This window comes from Epilithonimonas hispanica (genome assembly GCF_003385395.1).
GTDB classification, from domain to species: domain Bacteria; phylum Bacteroidota; class Bacteroidia; order Flavobacteriales; family Weeksellaceae; genus Epilithonimonas; species Epilithonimonas hispanica.
This window is the reverse complement of the sequence record NZ_QNUG01000024.1, coordinates 12,202-32,352: the sequence shown is the minus strand read 5'-3', so window position 1 is coordinate 32,352 and position 20,151 is coordinate 12,202. Positions and strand designations below refer to the sequence as shown.

10 protein-coding genes and 1 CRISPR repeat array are annotated in these 20,151 nt (G+C 33.9%); of the genes, 3 read left to right on the top strand and 7 right to left on the bottom strand.

Annotated elements, in window-relative coordinates; translation table 11 throughout:
* Positions 1 to 55: 55 nt before the first annotated feature.
* Both DRF58_RS11710 and DRF58_RS11705 read right to left on the bottom strand, forming a co-directional pair.
* On the bottom strand, positions 56 to 1,078 hold the full coding sequence (locus DRF58_RS11710; protein WP_116035648.1) for a 3-oxoacyl-ACP synthase III family protein: 1,023 nt from the start codon (positions 1,076 to 1,078) through the stop codon (positions 56 to 58).
* Between the two features lie 243 nt (positions 1,079 to 1,321).
* The gene (locus tag DRF58_RS11705; RefSeq protein WP_116035646.1) at positions 1,322 to 1,615 is read right to left on the bottom strand and encodes a GIY-YIG nuclease family protein; all 294 of its coding nucleotides are present in this window, start codon (positions 1,613 to 1,615) and stop codon (positions 1,322 to 1,324) included.
* A 330-nt stretch (positions 1,616 to 1,945) separates the two neighbouring features.
* Here DRF58_RS11705 and DRF58_RS11700 point away from each other — a divergent pair, with 330 nt between their 5' ends.
* Complete coding sequence (locus DRF58_RS11700; RefSeq protein WP_116035644.1) at positions 1,946 to 2,848, top strand: magnesium transporter CorA family protein; 903 nt, start codon at positions 1,946 to 1,948, stop codon at positions 2,846 to 2,848.
* Between the two features lies 1 nt (position 2,849).
* A complete protein-coding gene (locus DRF58_RS11695; RefSeq protein ID WP_116035643.1) occupies positions 2,850 to 3,749 on the top strand; it encodes an endonuclease/exonuclease/phosphatase family protein in 900 nt (299 codons plus the stop codon).
* A 68-nt stretch (positions 3,750 to 3,817) separates the two neighbouring features.
* Positions 3,818 to 11,487: direct repeats of the CRISPR family, unit length 47 nt; unit sequence GTTGTGAATTGCTTTCATTTTTCAGTATCTTTGAGATACAACACAAC.
* Between the two features lie 146 nt (positions 11,488 to 11,633).
* On the opposite strand, the gene cas2 is transcribed toward DRF58_RS11695, so the two are convergent.
* From cas2 to DRF58_RS11670, 5 genes are all read right to left on the bottom strand, one after another.
* Positions 11,634 to 11,972, bottom strand: coding sequence for a CRISPR-associated endonuclease Cas2 (gene cas2 / locus DRF58_RS11690; protein WP_116035641.1), 339 nt, complete (start codon positions 11,970 to 11,972; stop codon positions 11,634 to 11,636).
* Between the two features lie 51 nt (positions 11,973 to 12,023).
* Positions 12,024 to 12,917, bottom strand: a complete 894-nt coding sequence (gene cas1, locus DRF58_RS11685) for a type II CRISPR-associated endonuclease Cas1 (protein ID WP_116035639.1) — start codon at positions 12,915 to 12,917, stop codon at positions 12,024 to 12,026.
* 3 nt (positions 12,918 to 12,920) lie between these two features.
* Positions 12,921 to 18,161, bottom strand: a complete 5,241-nt coding sequence (cas9, locus tag DRF58_RS11680) for a type II CRISPR RNA-guided endonuclease Cas9 (protein ID WP_116035638.1) — start codon at positions 18,159 to 18,161, stop codon at positions 12,921 to 12,923.
* A gap of 244 nt (positions 18,162 to 18,405) precedes the next feature.
* A complete protein-coding gene (locus DRF58_RS11675) occupies positions 18,406 to 19,047 on the bottom strand; it encodes a DUF6266 family protein (protein ID WP_116035636.1) in 642 nt (213 codons plus the stop codon).
* Between the two features lie 426 nt (positions 19,048 to 19,473).
* Positions 19,474 to 19,734: a helix-turn-helix domain-containing protein gene (locus tag DRF58_RS11670; RefSeq protein ID WP_116035634.1), complete on the bottom strand. Its 261-nt coding sequence runs from the start codon at positions 19,732 to 19,734 to the stop codon at positions 19,474 to 19,476.
* Positions 19,735 to 19,770: 36 nt separating this feature from the next.
* Between DRF58_RS11670 and DRF58_RS18300 the strand changes: the two genes are divergently transcribed.
* On the top strand, positions 19,771 to 19,953 hold the full coding sequence (locus DRF58_RS18300) for a hypothetical protein (RefSeq protein WP_123902403.1): 183 nt from the start codon (positions 19,771 to 19,773) through the stop codon (positions 19,951 to 19,953).
* Positions 19,954 to 20,151: the final 198 nt, after the last annotated feature.

The following is a 20,151-nucleotide window of genomic DNA, read 5'->3' as shown; positions in this document are numbered from 1 at the left end:
AGAATCTTTTGTGACTTTTGTGGTTTTTCTATTTCATATCTTAAATTGAATTGACTTAATATTCAAACAAAACACTTCCCCAAGTGAAACCACTTCCAAAGGCTGAAAGACAAACCAAATCTCCACGTTTCATTCTCCCTTCCAAGATGGCTTCGCTCAAAGCAATAGGAATAGATGCGGCGGTTGTATTGCCATATTTTTGAATATTCACAAATACTTTTTCGTCTGGTAAATGCAATAATTGCTGAACATATTGTGCAATTCTGATATTTGCTTGGTGAGGAATTAATAAATCTAAATCTTCAATCTTTTTCCCAGCTTTTTCAAGAGCCTCCAAAATCGTTTCCGGAAATCTTGTAACCGCGTGTTTGAAAACAAAGTTTCCGTTCATCACAGGATAAATATCTTCTGCTGTCAAAGAATCTGGATTATTCAATAAAACATCGCTCCAGCCTAATTTGGTTCCAGGGAATTTCACGGCTAGTTCTTCGGCATATTTTCCTTCGGAATGCATATTAACAGATAAGATTCCTTTTGCATTTTCATCTTCGCTTGCTGATAAAACTACGGCTCCTGCTCCATCTCCGAAGATAACAGAAACGCCACGTCCTCTATCACTCATATCCAAACCAAATGAATGAATCTCCGCGCCTACAACCAAAACATTTTTATAAAGTCCAGACTTGATAAATGCATCTGCAACGCTCATTGCATAGACAAAACCAGAACATTGATTTCTTACATCCAAAGCTCCAATCGTGTCGCAACCCAACATTTCTTGCAAAAGAACTCCGGAACCCGGAAAGAAATAATCAGGTGACAATGTTGCGAAAACAATATAATCAATGTCTTTTGCTGTGAGATTCGCATTTTTAAGAGCGATTTCTGAAGCTTTGAAACCGTAAAAAGATGTGGTTTCTTCAGAATCTACTCGGTTGGCACGATGTCTTCTTTCTTTGATTCCTGTTCTTTCCGTAATCCATTCATCATTGGTAGTCATCAACTTAGAAAGGTCGTCGTTTGTTACTATATTTTCCGGAACGTAGTGTCCTACTCCGGTTATTACGCTTTTAAACATTTTTAGAATTTGATAAAAATATCCGCAAAAATAGATATTTTATTTAATACATAAGTTTCAGATTGACAGATTTTTTCTATCATATTTTAGCGTACAATAAACCTTTGAAATTCGTCACTTCGAGTAGCGTAGTACAGCGAAGCGTATCGAGAAGCCTTTAATATATAGTTCTCGATACAAAAATAATTTTCCATTTCATTACAAATTATTTTTTACTCGAACTGACGAAATTCTAACCTAAAATTACTTCTTGAAATTTTTTTTAGCAAGATTAGGAAGGTCTTCATATCTCCCTTCTATCAAAGCCAGCTTTTTTGCTCTTGACCATTTCTTAATTTTTTTCTCGAAAACTATTGCTAACTCAATATCAGTAAAATGAGAGTAATAAACTAATTGAACTGGTCTTCTATCAAATGTGTAGGAACCAAAATATTTCCCATCCTGATGTTCGTCAAATCGTTTGTAGACATTTCCTGTAACTCCTGTATAATATGTATCGTCTGAACAATGTAAAATATAAACGTAAGAATTTTGCATAACTTAAATATAAGATATTTAAGGATTGGTTTATGAAAATAAATTCTCGATACAAAAATGATTTTCCATTTCATTGCAAATCATTTTTTACTCGAACTGACGAGATATAAAACATTGAATCGCTCGCAACCCGACTTATCTCTAATTTCTTATTTATTTTTATTGGAATCGATAGACCACTTCGTTAGGTTTGAGCGGAACTCCTTTTTACACAACGCAGTGGAGTGAAAAGATTGGGAGCCCTTCGACAAGCTCAGGATAAACTCAGGCGGATTAAGTTGCCCTAATAAAAATGATTATTATTACTGAGATTTTATTTAGTTTTGTTAAATGCCGATAGAACAGAAATACAAAACCGCCAACTGGGAATGGATTGATGTGACTGCGCCGACGGAAGAAGACCTTCAGTTTTTGCACGAGCGTTATCATATCAATTACCTTTTGCTGGAGGACACGATAGACCCCAACCACCTTCCCAAATACGAAGAAGTGGACAACGTGAAGTTTTTCCTGACCAGAGAATCTACAGACCTCGAAAGGCGTAATCTCAACAGCATCAGTGATATCAGCAGTAAATTGGGGATTTTTCTGTTACCGAAGTTGATTATCACGACTCATAGGGTGAAAAGTAAAAGCATCAATGAAGTTTGTGAGGAACTGAAAAAAGATAATCCTGAGAATATTTCGCGTGACAAGTTGGCGCTTCGATTGGCTTTGAAGGTGATGAAAACCTTTGATGATGAGAGTCAGACGCTGTTGGAAGTGATGGACGCTATGGAAAACGAAATCTTTCTTAAAAACACCAATCAAACCAACCAAATCCGAAGACTTTACAAACTGAAAAGAAAATCGGGTCTCAATACCAGAATCCTGAATATCTCGGGAGAATGGATTTCGAAGTTCAAAAACCTGGAGCTTGATGATGTCGAAGTGATGGATTTACTGGATAAACAGAAAGACGTTATTGCCGACTTTGACCACGTGAATGCTCAAACAGTCAACCTTATTTCTATGTTTTTGGCTTTGTCTGACCAGAAGGCAAATCAGGTGATGAAACTTTTGGCCATCTATTCGGTTTACTTTTTACCGATTACTTTCATTGCCGGAATATATGGAATGAACTTCGATAATATGCCGGAACTGCATCATAAACACGGTTATTTTTATACTTTGGGACTGATGCTCCTGATTGTGGTTTGCACTTTTATCTACACCCGAAGAAAGAAGTGGTAAAATGACAAACCAAGAGTTATTTCTTTTCTATAATGTCGAGAACTTTTATCCACCTAATCAAGAAACAGTCGGATTTAATAATTGGGACGATTACAAATACTATCTGAAAATCAAAAAGATTACTAATGTCTTTCGTTTTGTTGAGGAAGATTTTGGACAATTGCCTTCTGTCATTGGTTTGGCTGAGATTGGCGCGAGGTCTGTATTAGAGGATTTGATTAAAGAAGATTCTCCTATTAATGATTACGAAATCATCTATGAACCATCCAATGATTCTCGAAACTTAAGTGTGGCTTTGCTTTTTGATAAGACGAAATTGATTTTAGAAAGCTATCAAACTTTGAAGTTTCAGGTGGATGAAGAGAAGGAATTTGATACGAGAGATATATTACACACAGAGTTTTTATATCAAGGAAAAAAGCTACATATTTTGGTTGTTCATCTACCCTCCAAAAGAAATCAAGATGCTAAAAAAGCACAACGAGATTATATCATCGATAAGTTGAAAGAAACAATTCAAAAATTATCCGATAAAAATGAAAGTGTAATTCTAATGGGCGACTTCAATGAAAATCCTGATAATGAAGCTTTGCAAGGACTGCTTTACAAGAATAACGGAGAGAAAATCCTGAGTAATCCTTTTGAAACATTCTTCAAAAACAATCAATTCTCTACTTATCACGGTAAGAAAGGGGTTTGTTTTGACCAGATTATTTACACTGAACAATCGCTGATAGAACAGTTCAAATTAAGCAATATCCAAGCAGAAATCTACAACTGTCCCCGACTTAGAAATAAAGACCAAAAGAATAACAAATATCCTCATCGCACCTACTCCGGCTCACGGTACATGGGTGGATATAGTGATCATTTTCCGGTAGTTTTGAGGTTAGAAAAATGATGTTTTGGGGTTGTCTTAGAGTCATCTATTTTTCTATTTTATTCAAAATAAAGTTCAAAAAAGCATGTTTCAATATTCGCTTTCATTTTTCAGTATCTTTGAGATACAACACAACATCTGCCGAATATTGATTGGTGTATAGTTTGTTGTGAATTGCTTTCATTTTTCAGTATCTTTGAGATACAACACAACAGCACGGATGATACAAACAAAGCAATTGCCGTTGTGAATTGCTTTCATTTTTCAGTATCTTTGAGATACAACACAACAACTGCGAACTTCTCCTATTTGTTTTGCCTGTTGTGAATTGCTTTCATTTTTCAGTATCTTTGAGATACAACACAACATAATTTCTCATCTTGAAAAAGAGTTTCTCGTTGTGAATTGCTTTCATTTTTCAGTATCTTTGAGATACAACACAACGACTGTTGCATTAGATGCTATTACAAAAGGGTTGTGAATTGCTTTCATTTTTCAGTATCTTTGAGATACAACACAACCTTACTTGGATTAACGCTACGGAGGACTTTGTTGTGAATTGCTTTCATTTTTCAGTATCTTTGAGATACAACACAACAAAGGACAAAAAGTGTTTGTCGCTTATGCTGTTGTGAATTGCTTTCATTTTTCAGTATCTTTGAGATACAACACAACGATTCTGGTAAAGTTGCAAGCCGGACAGTCGTTGTGAATTGCTTTCATTTTTCAGTATCTTTGAGATACAACACAACGATGATCTAAAAGTTTTATTACATAGCTGTGTTGTGAATTGCTTTCATTTTTCAGTATCTTTGAGATACAACACAACTTATTATTGAATGGTACCATTTGATTTACTGTTGTGAATTGCTTTCATTTTTCAGTATCTTTGAGATACAACACAACTCGAAACTTACAGTTCCAGCATTGTAATTAGTTGTGAATTGCTTTCATTTTTCAGTATCTTTGAGATACAACACAACGCACCTTCTTCGCGGTGCGTGATGAGATTGGTTGTGAATTGCTTTCATTTTTCAGTATCTTTGAGATACAACACAACATTTTTTTTCATATCCCGATCTATTTTATCGTTGTGAATTGCTTTCATTTTTCAGTATCTTTGAGATACAACACAACACCACGCAGGCAGGGCAAGTCACAATTAAAGTTGTGAATTGCTTTCATTTTTCAGTATCTTTGAGATACAACACAACAAATGTTTCCACCAGATGAGAAAGAGCTGAGTTGTGAATTGCTTTCATTTTTCAGTATCTTTGAGATACAACACAACCCCCTCGGTGATTGCCCAGCACCAACAGCAGTTGTGAATTGCTTTCATTTTTCAGTATCTTTGAGATACAACACAACCGCATTTCGCCCCGAAATTCTGGGTACTAAGTTGTGAATTGCTTTCATTTTTCAGTATCTTTGAGATACAACACAACAAGAAATTATTAGAAGATTGTTTAAAAGGAGTTGTGAATTGCTTTCATTTTTCAGTATCTTTGAGATACAACACAACAAGTAATGAAATCCTGAGTTTCTACATTATGTTGTGAATTGCTTTCATTTTTCAGTATCTTTGAGATACAACACAACTATCAATTGTTTTTTGATACCCCTCAATCGGTTGTGAATTGCTTTCATTTTTCAGTATCTTTGAGATACAACACAACTAGCAGCCAAAAACAATAATCCAATTATATGTTGTGAATTGCTTTCATTTTTCAGTATCTTTGAGATACAACACAACGTTAACTGACCAAAGTCCAGATGGCGCATAGTTGTGAATTGCTTTCATTTTTCAGTATCTTTGAGATACAACACAACCAATATCTATCCTGTGTCCGTTGACGGATGGTTGTGAATTGCTTTCATTTTTCAGTATCTTTGAGATACAACACAACCAAAAGATAGTCAGGGAACTGGAGAACTTCGTTGTGAATTGCTTTCATTTTTCAGTATCTTTGAGATACAACACAACCGTTACTTTTGCAAGAAAATAATGAGAATAGTTGTGAATTGCTTTCATTTTTCAGTATCTTTGAGATACAACACAACCGTCGTCTCAAACTCGACGCACTCGGGTTAGTTGTGAATTGCTTTCATTTTTCAGTATCTTTGAGATACAACACAACCTCTTCGGAAAGTTCTTCCTTCGTTGGTAAGTTGTGAATTGCTTTCATTTTTCAGTATCTTTGAGATACAACACAACGCTCAGGTAAAAGCCTACGAGGATATCACAGTTGTGAATTGCTTTCATTTTTCAGTATCTTTGAGATACAACACAACAATAATAGTGGCGATAGTAGAGTAAGTTTAGTTGTGAATTGCTTTCATTTTTCAGTATCTTTGAGATACAACACAACGGTTAGAATTGTAAATCGTCATCGTCATCAGTTGTGAATTGCTTTCATTTTTCAGTATCTTTGAGATACAACACAACCATTCCTTGTCGGTGACTTCTCAGTATATGGTTGTGAATTGCTTTCATTTTTCAGTATCTTTGAGATACAACACAACAAAAATAACAGCAACACAATTTAGACTTAAGTTGTGAATTGCTTTCATTTTTCAGTATCTTTGAGATACAACACAACAGGATGGATTAATTTAGAGAATTATACCGAGTTGTGAATTGCTTTCATTTTTCAGTATCTTTGAGATACAACACAACGCCATTCAGATATGCATATCGATAACAATTGTTGTGAATTGCTTTCATTTTTCAGTATCTTTGAGATACAACACAACTTAAAAAAGAACATAACGAAAATTTTTATAGTTGTGAATTGCTTTCATTTTTCAGTATCTTTGAGATACAACACAACTATTTATCCTAAATTAGTAGAAATTATTACGTTGTGAATTGCTTTCATTTTTCAGTATCTTTGAGATACAACACAACGTCTCAGTTGTGGTAGGAGTTTACGTTTGGGTTGTGAATTGCTTTCATTTTTCAGTATCTTTGAGATACAACACAACCAAACGCGAAATAAGCCCCTGGCATCGCCTGTTGTGAATTGCTTTCATTTTTCAGTATCTTTGAGATACAACACAACGAGCTGTTTTTGATTTAAAAAGAGATGCTGGTTGTGAATTGCTTTCATTTTTCAGTATCTTTGAGATACAACACAACTATCAAACTCTAATTGTAAAGAGGTAGCCTGTTGTGAATTGCTTTCATTTTTCAGTATCTTTGAGATACAACACAACAGAAACAGAAACAAGCCCAGAAAGAAGCTGGTTGTGAATTGCTTTCATTTTTCAGTATCTTTGAGATACAACACAACTGGCGATGCTCCTAATGAAATCTCTACTACGTTGTGAATTGCTTTCATTTTTCAGTATCTTTGAGATACAACACAACAATCGTGCATTACTTCTATTTGGCATTCAAGTTGTGAATTGCTTTCATTTTTCAGTATCTTTGAGATACAACACAACTATGAGAAATGCTGATAGAGTTTCTGATATGTTGTGAATTGCTTTCATTTTTCAGTATCTTTGAGATACAACACAACTTATGCTTAGACAGGAAATTGAGATGTTAGGTTGTGAATTGCTTTCATTTTTCAGTATCTTTGAGATACAACACAACTAATAGCCACCGACAATGATTTAAAAGGTGGTTGTGAATTGCTTTCATTTTTCAGTATCTTTGAGATACAACACAACATTATCAAAATTTTCTGTTGCAAATATTTCGTTGTGAATTGCTTTCATTTTTCAGTATCTTTGAGATACAACACAACTTTTTGTTTGCCAATACCGACAAAAAGCGTGTTGTGAATTGCTTTCATTTTTCAGTATCTTTGAGATACAACACAACATTAACGCCAGCGGAAAGAGCAGATAAAGAGTTGTGAATTGCTTTCATTTTTCAGTATCTTTGAGATACAACACAACGTCTTAGAAGCTACCGCACCGCTTTCTGCTGTTGTGAATTGCTTTCATTTTTCAGTATCTTTGAGATACAACACAACATCTCGAACATCAGCATTAGGGGAAGTCGTGTTGTGAATTGCTTTCATTTTTCAGTATCTTTGAGATACAACACAACAAAACTATTTTCTACGAATATTGTTCTGAAGTTGTGAATTGCTTTCATTTTTCAGTATCTTTGAGATACAACACAACCAAATCATCTTTAGTAGCGAATATTTTATTGTTGTGAATTGCTTTCATTTTTCAGTATCTTTGAGATACAACACAACTCGATTCTGATTTTTCAGTTGTTTCAGTTTGTTGTGAATTGCTTTCATTTTTCAGTATCTTTGAGATACAACACAACTTGCCGACAAGTCAGATTCAGAGTTCGGCAGTTGTGAATTGCTTTCATTTTTCAGTATCTTTGAGATACAACACAACTGAAATATTTCACTAAGCCAGATAATGAGTGTTGTGAATTGCTTTCATTTTTCAGTATCTTTGAGATACAACACAACATTGTTGGGAACTTGAATGCGATAAAGCTTGTTGTGAATTGCTTTCATTTTTCAGTATCTTTGAGATACAACACAACATTTAACCACTTCAACATTAAATGAAGAATGTTGTGAATTGCTTTCATTTTTCAGTATCTTTGAGATACAACACAACCATAATGCACTCTTATATGATTTATACGACGTTGTGAATTGCTTTCATTTTTCAGTATCTTTGAGATACAACACAACAAATAAAACGTATGGAACACATTAAAGGAGGTTGTGAATTGCTTTCATTTTTCAGTATCTTTGAGATACAACACAACACAACTTCTCCCTCATTGCTATAAAGGTGTGTTGTGAATTGCTTTCATTTTTCAGTATCTTTGAGATACAACACAACACCTATTACCGAAAACGAATGATAGAACTCGTTGTGAATTGCTTTCATTTTTCAGTATCTTTGAGATACAACACAACGGATTTTGTTCATTTTCCAACAAACCGTCAGTTGTGAATTGCTTTCATTTTTCAGTATCTTTGAGATACAACACAACTGGCTATATAAACGGGCAAAACATATGTATGTTGTGAATTGCTTTCATTTTTCAGTATCTTTGAGATACAACACAACAAATTCCAATTGGTTAATCGCTCCCGTTACGTTGTGAATTGCTTTCATTTTTCAGTATCTTTGAGATACAACACAACCTGACATTTTTCGGTCGATAACTTCTGACCGTTGTGAATTGCTTTCATTTTTCAGTATCTTTGAGATACAACACAACTTGACGAATTCGATTCAAATATTGAGAATGGTTGTGAATTGCTTTCATTTTTCAGTATCTTTGAGATACAACACAACTTACCCCGCTGATTATAATTCTGTGATATAGTTGTGAATTGCTTTCATTTTTCAGTATCTTTGAGATACAACACAACTCTGGATTAGACGCTAAAAACATCAATTTAGTTGTGAATTGCTTTCATTTTTCAGTATCTTTGAGATACAACACAACAACAATAATATATTTTGATGTTCGTTGTGAGTTGTGAATTGCTTTCATTTTTCAGTATCTTTGAGATACAACACAACCTTCCACATTGGTTGATGCATTCAAAGATTGTTGTGAATTGCTTTCATTTTTCAGTATCTTTGAGATACAACACAACCAAGTTCTTTTGCTTTTTCTTTTGGTGTCAGTTGTGAATTGCTTTCATTTTTCAGTATCTTTGAGATACAACACAACTTAAAAACCCTTACATAAAAAAGGGTAGTTGTTGTGAATTGCTTTCATTTTTCAGTATCTTTGAGATACAACACAACATTACGCATTCTTATTAAAGGAGCTTAAAAGTTGTGAATTGCTTTCATTTTTCAGTATCTTTGAGATACAACACAACTCATGTTCATTTAGGAACATCTGATGACGTGTTGTGAATTGCTTTCATTTTTCAGTATCTTTGAGATACAACACAACCTTCAAATATGGGGTTACCAGCCTTTAAAGGTTGTGAATTGCTTTCATTTTTCAGTATCTTTGAGATACAACACAACTGGAGAATTGAATAATCATTTTTAAGGATTGTTGTGAATTGCTTTCATTTTTCAGTATCTTTGAGATACAACACAACTAAAAAAGGATATTATACTCAGTTTGCGTGGTTGTGAATTGCTTTCATTTTTCAGTATCTTTGAGATACAACACAACCTAAATGGGCGCACCGAACTCACCTACCCCGTTGTGAATTGCTTTCATTTTTCAGTATCTTTGAGATACAACACAACAATCTTCTTTAATGTTTTCTTGATGTACAGGTTGTGAATTGCTTTCATTTTTCAGTATCTTTGAGATACAACACAACAGAATTTCCCGGAATACTTTCGTTGCTTTGGTTGTGAATTGCTTTCATTTTTCAGTATCTTTGAGATACAACACAACGAAACATTATTATCAATACCGATATAACATGTTGTGAATTGCTTTCATTTTTCAGTATCTTTGAGATACAACACAACATTTTGAAAATCATCATCATTATCATCTTCGTTGTGAATTGCTTTCATTTTTCAGTATCTTTGAGATACAACACAACGAAACTTCTATCTGGAGAGTCCGTGAAATTGTTGTGAATTGCTTTCATTTTTCAGTATCTTTGAGATACAACACAACGGGGAACTAAACAGGGCAAGAAGTTAGCGCGTTGTGAATTGCTTTCATTTTTCAGTATCTTTGAGATACAACACAACAAGAATATTGGGGAGAAATAAGACCGATTGGTTGTGAATTGCTTTCATTTTTCAGTATCTTTGAGATACAACACAACTAATCCAAAATTCTATAATTGGCAAGCGTTGTTGTGAATTGCTTTCATTTTTCAGTATCTTTGAGATACAACACAACGTTAACTGACCAAAGTCCAGATGGTGCATAGTTGTGAATTGCTTTCATTTTTCAGTATCTTTGAGATACAACACAACATACTGGTTTTAACAGGCGGTCAAAGAGCCGTTGTGAATTGCTTTCATTTTTCAGTATCTTTGAGATACAACACAACTTTATGATGGTTTTTCTGGTTATAATATTAGTTGTGAATTGCTTTCATTTTTCAGTATCTTTGAGATACAACACAACCGATCTCGTCAACATTGGCACCAACTGGCAGTTGTGAATTGCTTTCATTTTTCAGTATCTTTGAGATACAACACAACTGGAATGGCGAAAATGCATTTTATTTGCGTGTTGTGAATTGCTTTCATTTTTCAGTATCTTTGAGATACAACACAACATGAAACATTGGTTTACAGCAGAAGATGCAGTTGTGAATTGCTTTCATTTTTCAGTATCTTTGAGATACAACACAACTTGATATTCTATTATTTAAGAATGAAATATGTTGTGAATTGCTTTCATTTTTCAGTATCTTTGAGATACAACACAACTGGGAACAAGAATTCCCAATTATCAAACCGGTTGTGAATTGCTTTCATTTTTCAGTATCTTTGAGATACAACACAACAATTAAAATCCTTTCCCGAGTTGATGAAAAGTTGTGAATTGCTTTCATTTTTCAGTATCTTTGAGATACAACACAACTTTCAAAACAACTTCTTCGTTTTGACCGTTGTTGTGAATTGCTTTCATTTTTCAGTATCTTTGAGATACAACACAACTCATTCAAATTTCAAATGAAGTTTATTTTTGTTGTGAATTGCTTTCATTTTTCAGTATCTTTGAGATACAACACAACTTGATTCGATTCATAAAGAAGTTCAAGTTCGTTGTGAATTGCTTTCATTTTTCAGTATCTTTGAGATACAACACAACCTCAAAACTTAACCCTCTGTTTACCAGAGGGTTTATTATTGTTCTAGAATTATGAAAATATTAGTTTTTGAAACTTCTATATTAATACAACGCAGGTTTTTATTTTCTAAAGATCAGACTGCTTCGTTCCTCGCAGTGACAGGTTATTAAAAAAGTTCGAGCTGTTGGAAAGTCGGTGGCGGTTCTTCTTTGTTTCGCGCAAAAAAGATTTCAATATCTCCAAATTGTTTGTCGGTGATGCACATAATAGCGACTTTTCCGGCTTTGGGAAGCATAAATTTCACTCTTTTAATATGCACTTCAGCATTCTCCCGACTCGGGCAGTGGCGTACATACATCGAGAACTGAAAAAGCGTAAACCCATCATCTATCAGCCCTTTACGGAACTTTGTAGCATCCCGCATATTGGCTTTGGTTTCGGTAGGAAGATCATACAATACTAAAACCCACATAATTCGATAAGAGTTAAACCTTTCGGCATCCATATTTTTGATTGTAATAGGTACAATATAAAAAGTAAAATGTCTTTCACCGACTCATATCAATTCGGGATAAGAGATGAGTCTTTTTTCTCCTGTATAGCATTTGTACAGCGATGACGCGGTTGTTTTTACCGCAACCAGCAAGGGGCGGGTTTTTCCGTCGATTCTTACATCTTTAGTAGCAATCTGCAGAATGTGTGCTTTAAAATCTTTAGTCAGTTCTTCGGTACTCGGGTGCAATTCCAGCCATTGCATCACCAGAAGATCTACAAACGGTCGGTATGGTTCCATCAGGTCATCAGCAAGACAGTACGGATTGTATTTATTTTTATGGAAAATCCCCAACACAGGCAATAGTCCGGTTTCTACAATCGCTCTCGCTACAATACTCCGTAAAACGGCATAGCCAAAATTAAAAAACAGGTTGGGTGAGTCTCCAAAACGCTGTCTCAGAAAATCAAGACTGATGAGATATTTCCAATAATGCTGTGCGGCGATACCTTCCATATTGGTAATGTCACCGCTTTTCACATTGTTTTGATACTCGATCATCGGCTCATAATAATTGCCCAACCTCAGCAAAACCTCTTTTTGATTTTCAATCTTGCACTCTACCGTCTGCTTCCAAAGCTGTTTTTTCAACGGCTCGCTGGCCTCCAACTGGTCTTTCACCCTATTCGAATGTTCTGTATGACCATACAAAGGTAACATAATCCCGTGGGGTAAATGATGTGCATCACAGCTTACTACCACCACATTATTCCCCATCATCTTCTGAATCAGCTGATGCGAAAGCGTAATCTGAAAATGATCCAACATTAGAAAACCGAGATCTTCAACAGGTACTTTACCTTTTACCTCATTAGACGATGCATCCAGGATGTACATTTGTTCGTCTTTTAGCTTGAGGTAGGCGGGATTGCCGATGTAGATAGAGCGTGTAATCATATTTTATGCTTTCGAAATATTCCCTAATCTATCTACTTTCAACTTCCAACAAATTGATTTAATCTGCTCCCTATCGAAAGTATTTTGGCTTTTTGTTTTATTTTCCGAACCTAATCCAACTTCATTAAATAGCGGCTTTGTTTTTTTTACAATTCCTTTTTTCGTTTCATTTACTTCTTCCCAAAACAATAAATTATCTATTATCTTTTTATGCTCCTCTGCTTTAACATCAATTATCGGACTTGCAAGATTTGTTGGTACAAAATTCATTGTATTACCGCTTCCGTCGGTGAATTTGTAAATCCGTTCAAACTGTTGTTTGTCTAAATTTTTAAAATCAACTAGATTTGAGTTCTCAATCTCCTCTTCCGTAGGAACATATACTAAATCACTTGGATGTAGTACAAACATTAATTCAAACTTAGAATCTTCAGGATGTACAATGGGACATGGCTCCAACCCTTGCTTCAAACTCTCAACAGACTCTCGCAAAGTTGGAATATAGAATTTTCTTTCAGTACCGCTTTTATAAAAACCACAGAACGAATTACTTCCTGCTGCCGTTACAACAAATTTAGTGCTTTTTTGTCCTTCTTCTGATACAGGGAACTTTGTTCCCATTGCATCACTTGTTCTTACTTTATAAATTGGATGATGAAATTTCCCATCATTTAGCTCAATAATATTTTTATTTAACTCTTTCACTCCATCATATGAAAAAGCTAATTGCGGATTCTGCTTGACTCCTTTTCTATCATATCCTTCACCTAAACTACTTATAAATACTTCTGTTTCTTTAATGTCCTTTTTTTCAATCGTAATGTATTCTATTGTTGTATTATTCTTCAACAAATCCTTTATAACAGTTCGTTGCACATCATCTACGATGTAGTTAACATATTCAGTTACTTCTACAATTTTCATACTTACAGTATCGTATTTGTGTAAGTGTTTTTTCAGAATTTTTTGAATACCGGTATCAGTAATACTTTCAATAGTTTTAATAATTTTATCTGATGGTATTGAAGCAAAAGACTCTAAATTATTTCCAAATCTCGTTGCAACATATTTCTCATAGACCATAACTTTAGGATATTTGTCTCCAAGCAATTTTATAATTTCCTGTTGAGATCTATTTTCAATGTTACTTAAATTATCAATCTCTTTGTTTATTTCAGTATCAACAAATGCAAAAGATTCAACCAATGCTTTTTCCATGGAAACTGATATTGTTTTATGGGATAATTTAACTTTTCCATAAAAAGTATCTTCATGAAGGCGTTTTCTAATGTTATAATTTACAATTTCCTTTAAACCTTCTTGTTTTATGGTATTTAGTTTTCCGTCTTCAGATTTTAAATACTTATTCCAACGTTGACGAATAACACGGTTTTTCTGTTTAAAACTTGCAACAGTTTTTTCTAATGCCATTTTAGCAATATCCTTAAAAATTCTGCTTTTCGTATCTTTATATTGATACTCAAACTTATCAATACCTTCCTTTGTTTTTATTTGTGCGGGTGGCAAAAAGTACCATTCCTTTTCATCATTAAATCCTTTTCTTGAGTTTGTTAATTGAAACTTTATTCCCTTTCTAGTTTTCAACTTTTCTTCATCATTTTTTTCTTGTGAAGAAATGTTGTTGAGATATTGAACGTGATTCTCTGTTGTTAAGGCAATTATTAATGCGTCCAAAGCATGATGACGATGGTCTATTCTTTTAAGATCAAAATTCTTACTCGTTTCTTCAGGAACACTATTGATAAAAACTTTATGCCCATTTATTTCCCGATAATCTCCAAATAAATTGGTATTTGTTAATTCATTTAGTCTTTTAAATCTTGGAGAAATAATTTCATTCCAGGCATCATTCAGTTGCCAATGTCTTTTTAATGTGGAGGTAATTGTACCATTTGTTGCCAAAACATTTTTTGAACGAAAGGTCTTTTCATCTTTTTCACGGACTATATTGCTTAAAAGCTTCATTGCCATTTTAGAGATATATTGACTATTGTTGAGTTGGCTGTTGGTAAATTCCTCTGGTATTTCTTTACTTAGAAGTATTTCTCTTTTTCTTCCAGAGAAATTGTTATTCACTAAATCTTCATAATCTTTTATATCGATAATCTCAGTATCTGAATCGTGCGCACTGCAAAAAACCTTTTTGGATTTTGCATTGAGTATAAAACCGTATCCAGTAGAAGCTTTCTTCTCTTTATTGATTTCTGTTTCACAAATTATTTTATTGTAGAGTGCATTTAGCGTAACACGTTCTTGTGGAAAGATATGTTCAATTTCATATTTTTTTCTATCAAACAAGTCAGATAATTTAATGAATTTTCCTGTATATGGAGATTGATATCTTTGATCGAGCCATAGTTTATATCGTTCAAAATCAGACCTTCTAATTTTTGATAGTTCTTTTGTGGTTACTTCTTTTATATCTTTTTTGGTTATTTTTCCATTAGCAAGTTGATATTCAGTTGTGTCTTTATCATATTCTATTGATGACAGAAGACTTTCTTCTAATATTCTTAGTTTTTCTTGTTGAAATGGAGATTTTTCTTGAAGCGTAGGATTTGTTTTTTTTAATTCTTTTAAGAGCTCAACAATCCGCTCATTAGCTTTTCTATTTTCTTTATTTTGTTTGTCGTCTTTTTCTTTTTGCTTATTATTTTTCTTCATTTCCCGACCTAGCTCAATGTGAATTCTGTCGAATAATTTAGCATAAATAACTCGTCCATCTTCATCTGTACCTATTTCTTCTCCGTAATATTTCCAGATATCTTTTACAACATGAAGCGTTTCTACCAATATTTTTTCAACAGTTGGATTATTTAATGAATGCTGCTTAAACTCGTTCTTTAAATAATTTTCAATATCATAAGGCGATTGCCAAAATTGAATTTCTCCAACTTCTGAATATCGTCCATAAACTAGATAACAAGCACTCGAGACCCAAAGGCCTTGGAAATCTTTTAACTCGCCATGGATTTCTTCTTTATCTAGAACTTTTTGTTTTACCTCTTGATTTGCTTTTGATAAAATATTCTCAACATCCTTTTCATTCCAATATTGTCCAAGCCTTAGAAACGGTAACATTTTCTTGATTGCTTTTTCAGAATACGTTCCATAATCATTAGTATATCCTGCAAAAGAGCTAAAATTTTTAGTCAACTCTGCATGAAACTCTTTAGAAAGACCTGATTTATCTAATAAGCGAGAAAGAATATTACTCAATCCTTTATTAAATTCTTCTTTTTTCTTTACCGAATAAAAGAAATGCCAAAGACTATATTCATTTTCAGGAGTCAAAAATGTTTTATAATTGAATCCTTTGATTCTTTTAGTCCTTAAAATGAAATTATATCTCGTTGGATTGCAAGGTTCTTTTTCAGAGGCAAAATTCCATTTATAGTTCTCTGAAGAAATGTTTAAATCTTTATATTTTTTGTTTAAAAAACTAAGAATATCTTTCTCTGTTACACTTTCTTTATCATTTAAAAATGCATACAATTCTTCCTTTACCTTATTTGTTAATAATTGAGACGTAACATCAAGATTAATTTTAATCTCTTCATTAATCGTTTCGCTTTTCTTTATTATTTTTAATCTTTTGATAAATTGCCACAGCCTAAACTCTTGATAAATAGGATTTGCTTTATGAATTACTTTTAGCGGATTTTTGTATTTATTTCCACTTTTTTCATCTGTACGTTCGTAGTTCTCTTTCTCGTAAACACAATTGGCAATCAAAGATTTTTTTGACTTTAAATCTCTTTGATATAGCAAAATATCTTCTTTAATCAAGTGATTAAAATCTAACTCTTTAATTGTTTTCTGGTGACTTATGTTATTAGGATACAAAAGTTGAACAGCTTGCTCGTACAAATTTCTATTTCTTAGTTCAGGATGAAACTTTTCTTGATTTTTATAGATTTTATCTAGTTCTTCACGATAATAATCTCTTTCAATAACCGTAATTAAATCAGCCTTAATTTTTTGCTTGGGGTTTTGTAAAAGGTTATAATAAACAAAAGAAGCAACTCCTTTTGTATTATTTTTTGTATTGAATGAAGTCAAAGAAGTTTCAGTTTTTAATTTCATTAAAGTCCAGTCTTCTTCTTTTGGGATATTAATGTTTCTACCTTTATCTGCACCTTTCGGTATTCTAATTCCGTTTTCATCATACTTTGTTCTAATGATAAAATCTCGCGTCGTATCTTTCCATTTTGGAGTAAATTTACTCTGCTGTTCTTTTATCCAACCTGTTTCTAGCTCCACTTCAAAAATGAAATTTTCTTTCATTTTTCTGCCAGTATTCCGAACATCGTTTATAAAAAACTCTCTAACTTCATTTATTATATATTCTGTCTTTTTCGAATCAATTGTACCCTCATCATCATATTTCGAAACAATTTCCACCTCCTTTAAATCTCCTATTTCTGTAATTAAAATTTTTGATTCTTCTTTATATTTAAAAAGCTCGATATCTTCATTGTTATTGTCAACCAAAGTTATTTGATAGGCATCTTCATTATCAATCTTACTAACTTCTTTCACTTTACCAATAAACGAATCAGATAACTCTCCATCTTTCTGAACTTTTTCATCCTGACCTATAACTTTTTCATAACCTCTTTTTTGGTTAAAGCTTAATGTAATCCATGCTAACTGTTCTTTTGTAAGTTCAAAATCTTTATCTGTAACTGCTTTATGCCGCAAAAAATACAAGGTCCAATCAAACGGAATTCTAGTTTCATTACTATTTTTTCTCTTATAAAACAGTTCTGGATAAAGTTTTCTAAAATCATTTTCCATTTGAAAGTAAGCGTCCATAAATAGAAACTGATACTTTCCGTTATCATTTTTGTAATAAGCTAGTTTTTCTTCACTTCCTTTTTTGAATTTACCGCTACGTTTACCTTTCTCATTCTCAAACTCTATCGAAAGTTTATAATGTTCTGGAAGAGAATTTAAAAGATTTAAAACACAATGCAGTCTATCTCTTCTTAATAAAAATCTTTCATTAAGTTTTCGAGGAGAACGTTGAGTTGTTCTTTTTGCTGCTCCACTTTCTGTTTTGGCTCCACTTTCAAACTTTGCAATCTCAGCTGCATCCATGGTTAAAATACGAGAACCAATACCTAATATTTTAACAATTTTATTTTCATGATCTATCTCTATCAACGCCCATCCAATAGAGTTCGTTCCCAAGTCCAATCCAAGTATATTTTTGCTCATAATTATTTTGTTTTTTGAAATCCTTTAAAATTAACAAGAAAAAAAATCTCCACAAAATGCTTTTTCTTAGTTGTATAACAAAAAATAGTTTTAGATTTGTAACTGAAAGCAATTCACAATAAGGATTATTCCGTTGTGAAAACATTCAAGGTGGGGCAACTCGCCTTTTTTTATGCCCAGATTTTAAGTATCCAACTATATTGCACAAAAAAACCACCCTCTCGGGTGGCTCGTTTACCACAGTCTAGATGACCGTGTGTTCTCCAAGATAGAAACTGGTGCTTGCCATGGTTTCTTTCTCGTTGTTCAGGAAGGCGTAGACCTCCATTGTTTTGCCAATGCAATAGTTGGGGAGGGTTACGATAGCTTCCAGATCTGAGCGTAGAACGATGCCTTCAAAGATCTCAAACGCTTTCAGCTCCTTACAGTAGCAGACGAGAGAGACTGCATCATTGGATTTTGCGTTGCCTTGCGTACTGTTGTCTTGCCAGCTCATTTCCAGTACGGCACCCACTTGCGTTGCCAGTGTTGCATTTTGAAAGCCTGCAAGCTCCCCTCTGGTAATCAGCACCTTGTTGAAAATCAGCTCTGGCACCTCTGCTACCACTTGTATTGCCTCGGCAATGGTGTAAGAGACGGCAAGATTTGCCCTGGACTTCACCCCACTCCCAGTACCAAAATACTTGGATTGGATGGTTCTGACAGGTTGCAAAAACTGTACTGCTAATTTGAACTTCTGCTGTTGCAACAGTTGATCAGCAGTTGGTACACGATGTGTACGTTTTGGGCGGCTACGCAAGATATCCATACCACGCCATGTGGCGCCTACTACCGGGCCTACAATCCCGGAGAATCCACCTAGGATTCCTTTTTCAAATTTTCCCATCTCTATTGTTTTTATTGATTTGGTAGGACGAAGATATAACAGAAAAGCATCCCTTGTACACCCCTGACCGGTATTGACTGCCTTTGACTATTGTTGACTGCAATTGACTGATTGTTTCTACAATCCTTCGGGTCAAGTAGCACATTGGTTCGGGTCTTGTTCGGAAAAAAGATGTTTTTTCCGAATAAAGCCTAAAGCATACCCGAAGAAAATCAGAAGAAACTGGCTGAATCTTGGATCTCAGATAACTGATTGTTTAAAAACGTAAAAGATGAAAAGAATAATGGTTCTCGCAGATTTTGTGGATTAGCCCGATTTTTAATTTCTGAGAATACGATATTTAGAAAAGTATTAACACAAATCTACCTGCTCAGTCAGCAAAATCTGTGAGAACAAATAATTTCAAAAAAGACAGATGCTACAGCTCTACTTCAACAGATTATCTACCGAAGCTTTGGAGACATAGATCTTGCCTCCTACTTTTTTGCTATGCAGTTTCCCTTGTTTGCACCATCGGTAGAAGGTGCTGTCGCTTATTTTCAAAAGAATCTTGACATCGGCACTGTCATAGGATTTTTCGGCTTCTACTTTTTGATCCGCTAGTTGTCTAAGCAGTATAATTACTTCTGCAAGCATTTCAAAAAATAGTTCTACGTAAGAGGACAGATTTTTTTTGGGGTTTTTCATGGGGTTTATGTTTTTAGTTAAAATAAGCTCACCAGTATGGTTAGATTAATATATCCCGAAAATAAGATAAATTATCCAGACTTTTTTACGGCTTTCCGTAATCCTGAATATTTTTTTAATATTGGTTTATTTCCAAGCACATCTTTTGGAAGATCTAGTCCTGCTATTCCCATGATTCTCAAAATCACAAAGAGCGCCGAAGGTGCGACCTATTGGTAAATGTCCCAACGCGATTCAAAAACTTAAAAATCAGTATTTCTACTATAAGATAACTTCTTCATAAGTGATAATTTTAACCAAAATATTTCTGTTATGATGACACTATTGATTCTTGGTTCATTCGGATTAGAACTACTGGGACCTATTATTTTGTTTATAGGACTTTTCATATTTCTGCTGCGAGAAAAAAGACCTAAA

Bases quoted from the DNA above. Each gene is read 5' to 3' on its own strand.
- DRF58_RS11710 (WP_116035648.1), bottom strand. From the start codon at position 1,078: ATGTTTAAAAGCGTAATAACCGGAGTAGGACACTACGTTCCGGAAAAT.
- DRF58_RS11705 (WP_116035646.1), bottom strand. From the start codon at position 1,615: ATGCAAAATTCTTACGTTTATATTTTACATTGTTCAGACGATACATAT.
- DRF58_RS11700 (WP_116035644.1), top strand. From the start codon at position 1,946: ATGCCGATAGAACAGAAATACAAAACCGCCAACTGGGAATGGATTGAT.
- DRF58_RS11695 (WP_116035643.1), top strand. From the start codon at position 2,850: ATGACAAACCAAGAGTTATTTCTTTTCTATAATGTCGAGAACTTTTAT.
- cas2 (WP_116035641.1), bottom strand. From the start codon at position 11,972: ATGGATGCCGAAAGGTTTAACTCTTATCGAATTATGTGGGTTTTAGTA.
- cas1 (WP_116035639.1), bottom strand. From the start codon at position 12,917: ATGATTACACGCTCTATCTACATCGGCAATCCCGCCTACCTCAAGCTA.
- cas9 (WP_116035638.1), bottom strand. From the start codon at position 18,161: ATGAGCAAAAATATACTTGGATTGGACTTGGGAACGAACTCTATTGGA.
- DRF58_RS11675 (WP_116035636.1), bottom strand. From the start codon at position 19,047: ATGGGAAAATTTGAAAAAGGAATCCTAGGTGGATTCTCCGGGATTGTA.
- DRF58_RS11670 (WP_116035634.1), bottom strand. From the start codon at position 19,734: ATGAAAAACCCCAAAAAAAATCTGTCCTCTTACGTAGAACTATTTTTT.
- DRF58_RS18300 (WP_123902403.1), top strand. From the start codon at position 19,771: ATGGTTAGATTAATATATCCCGAAAATAAGATAAATTATCCAGACTTT.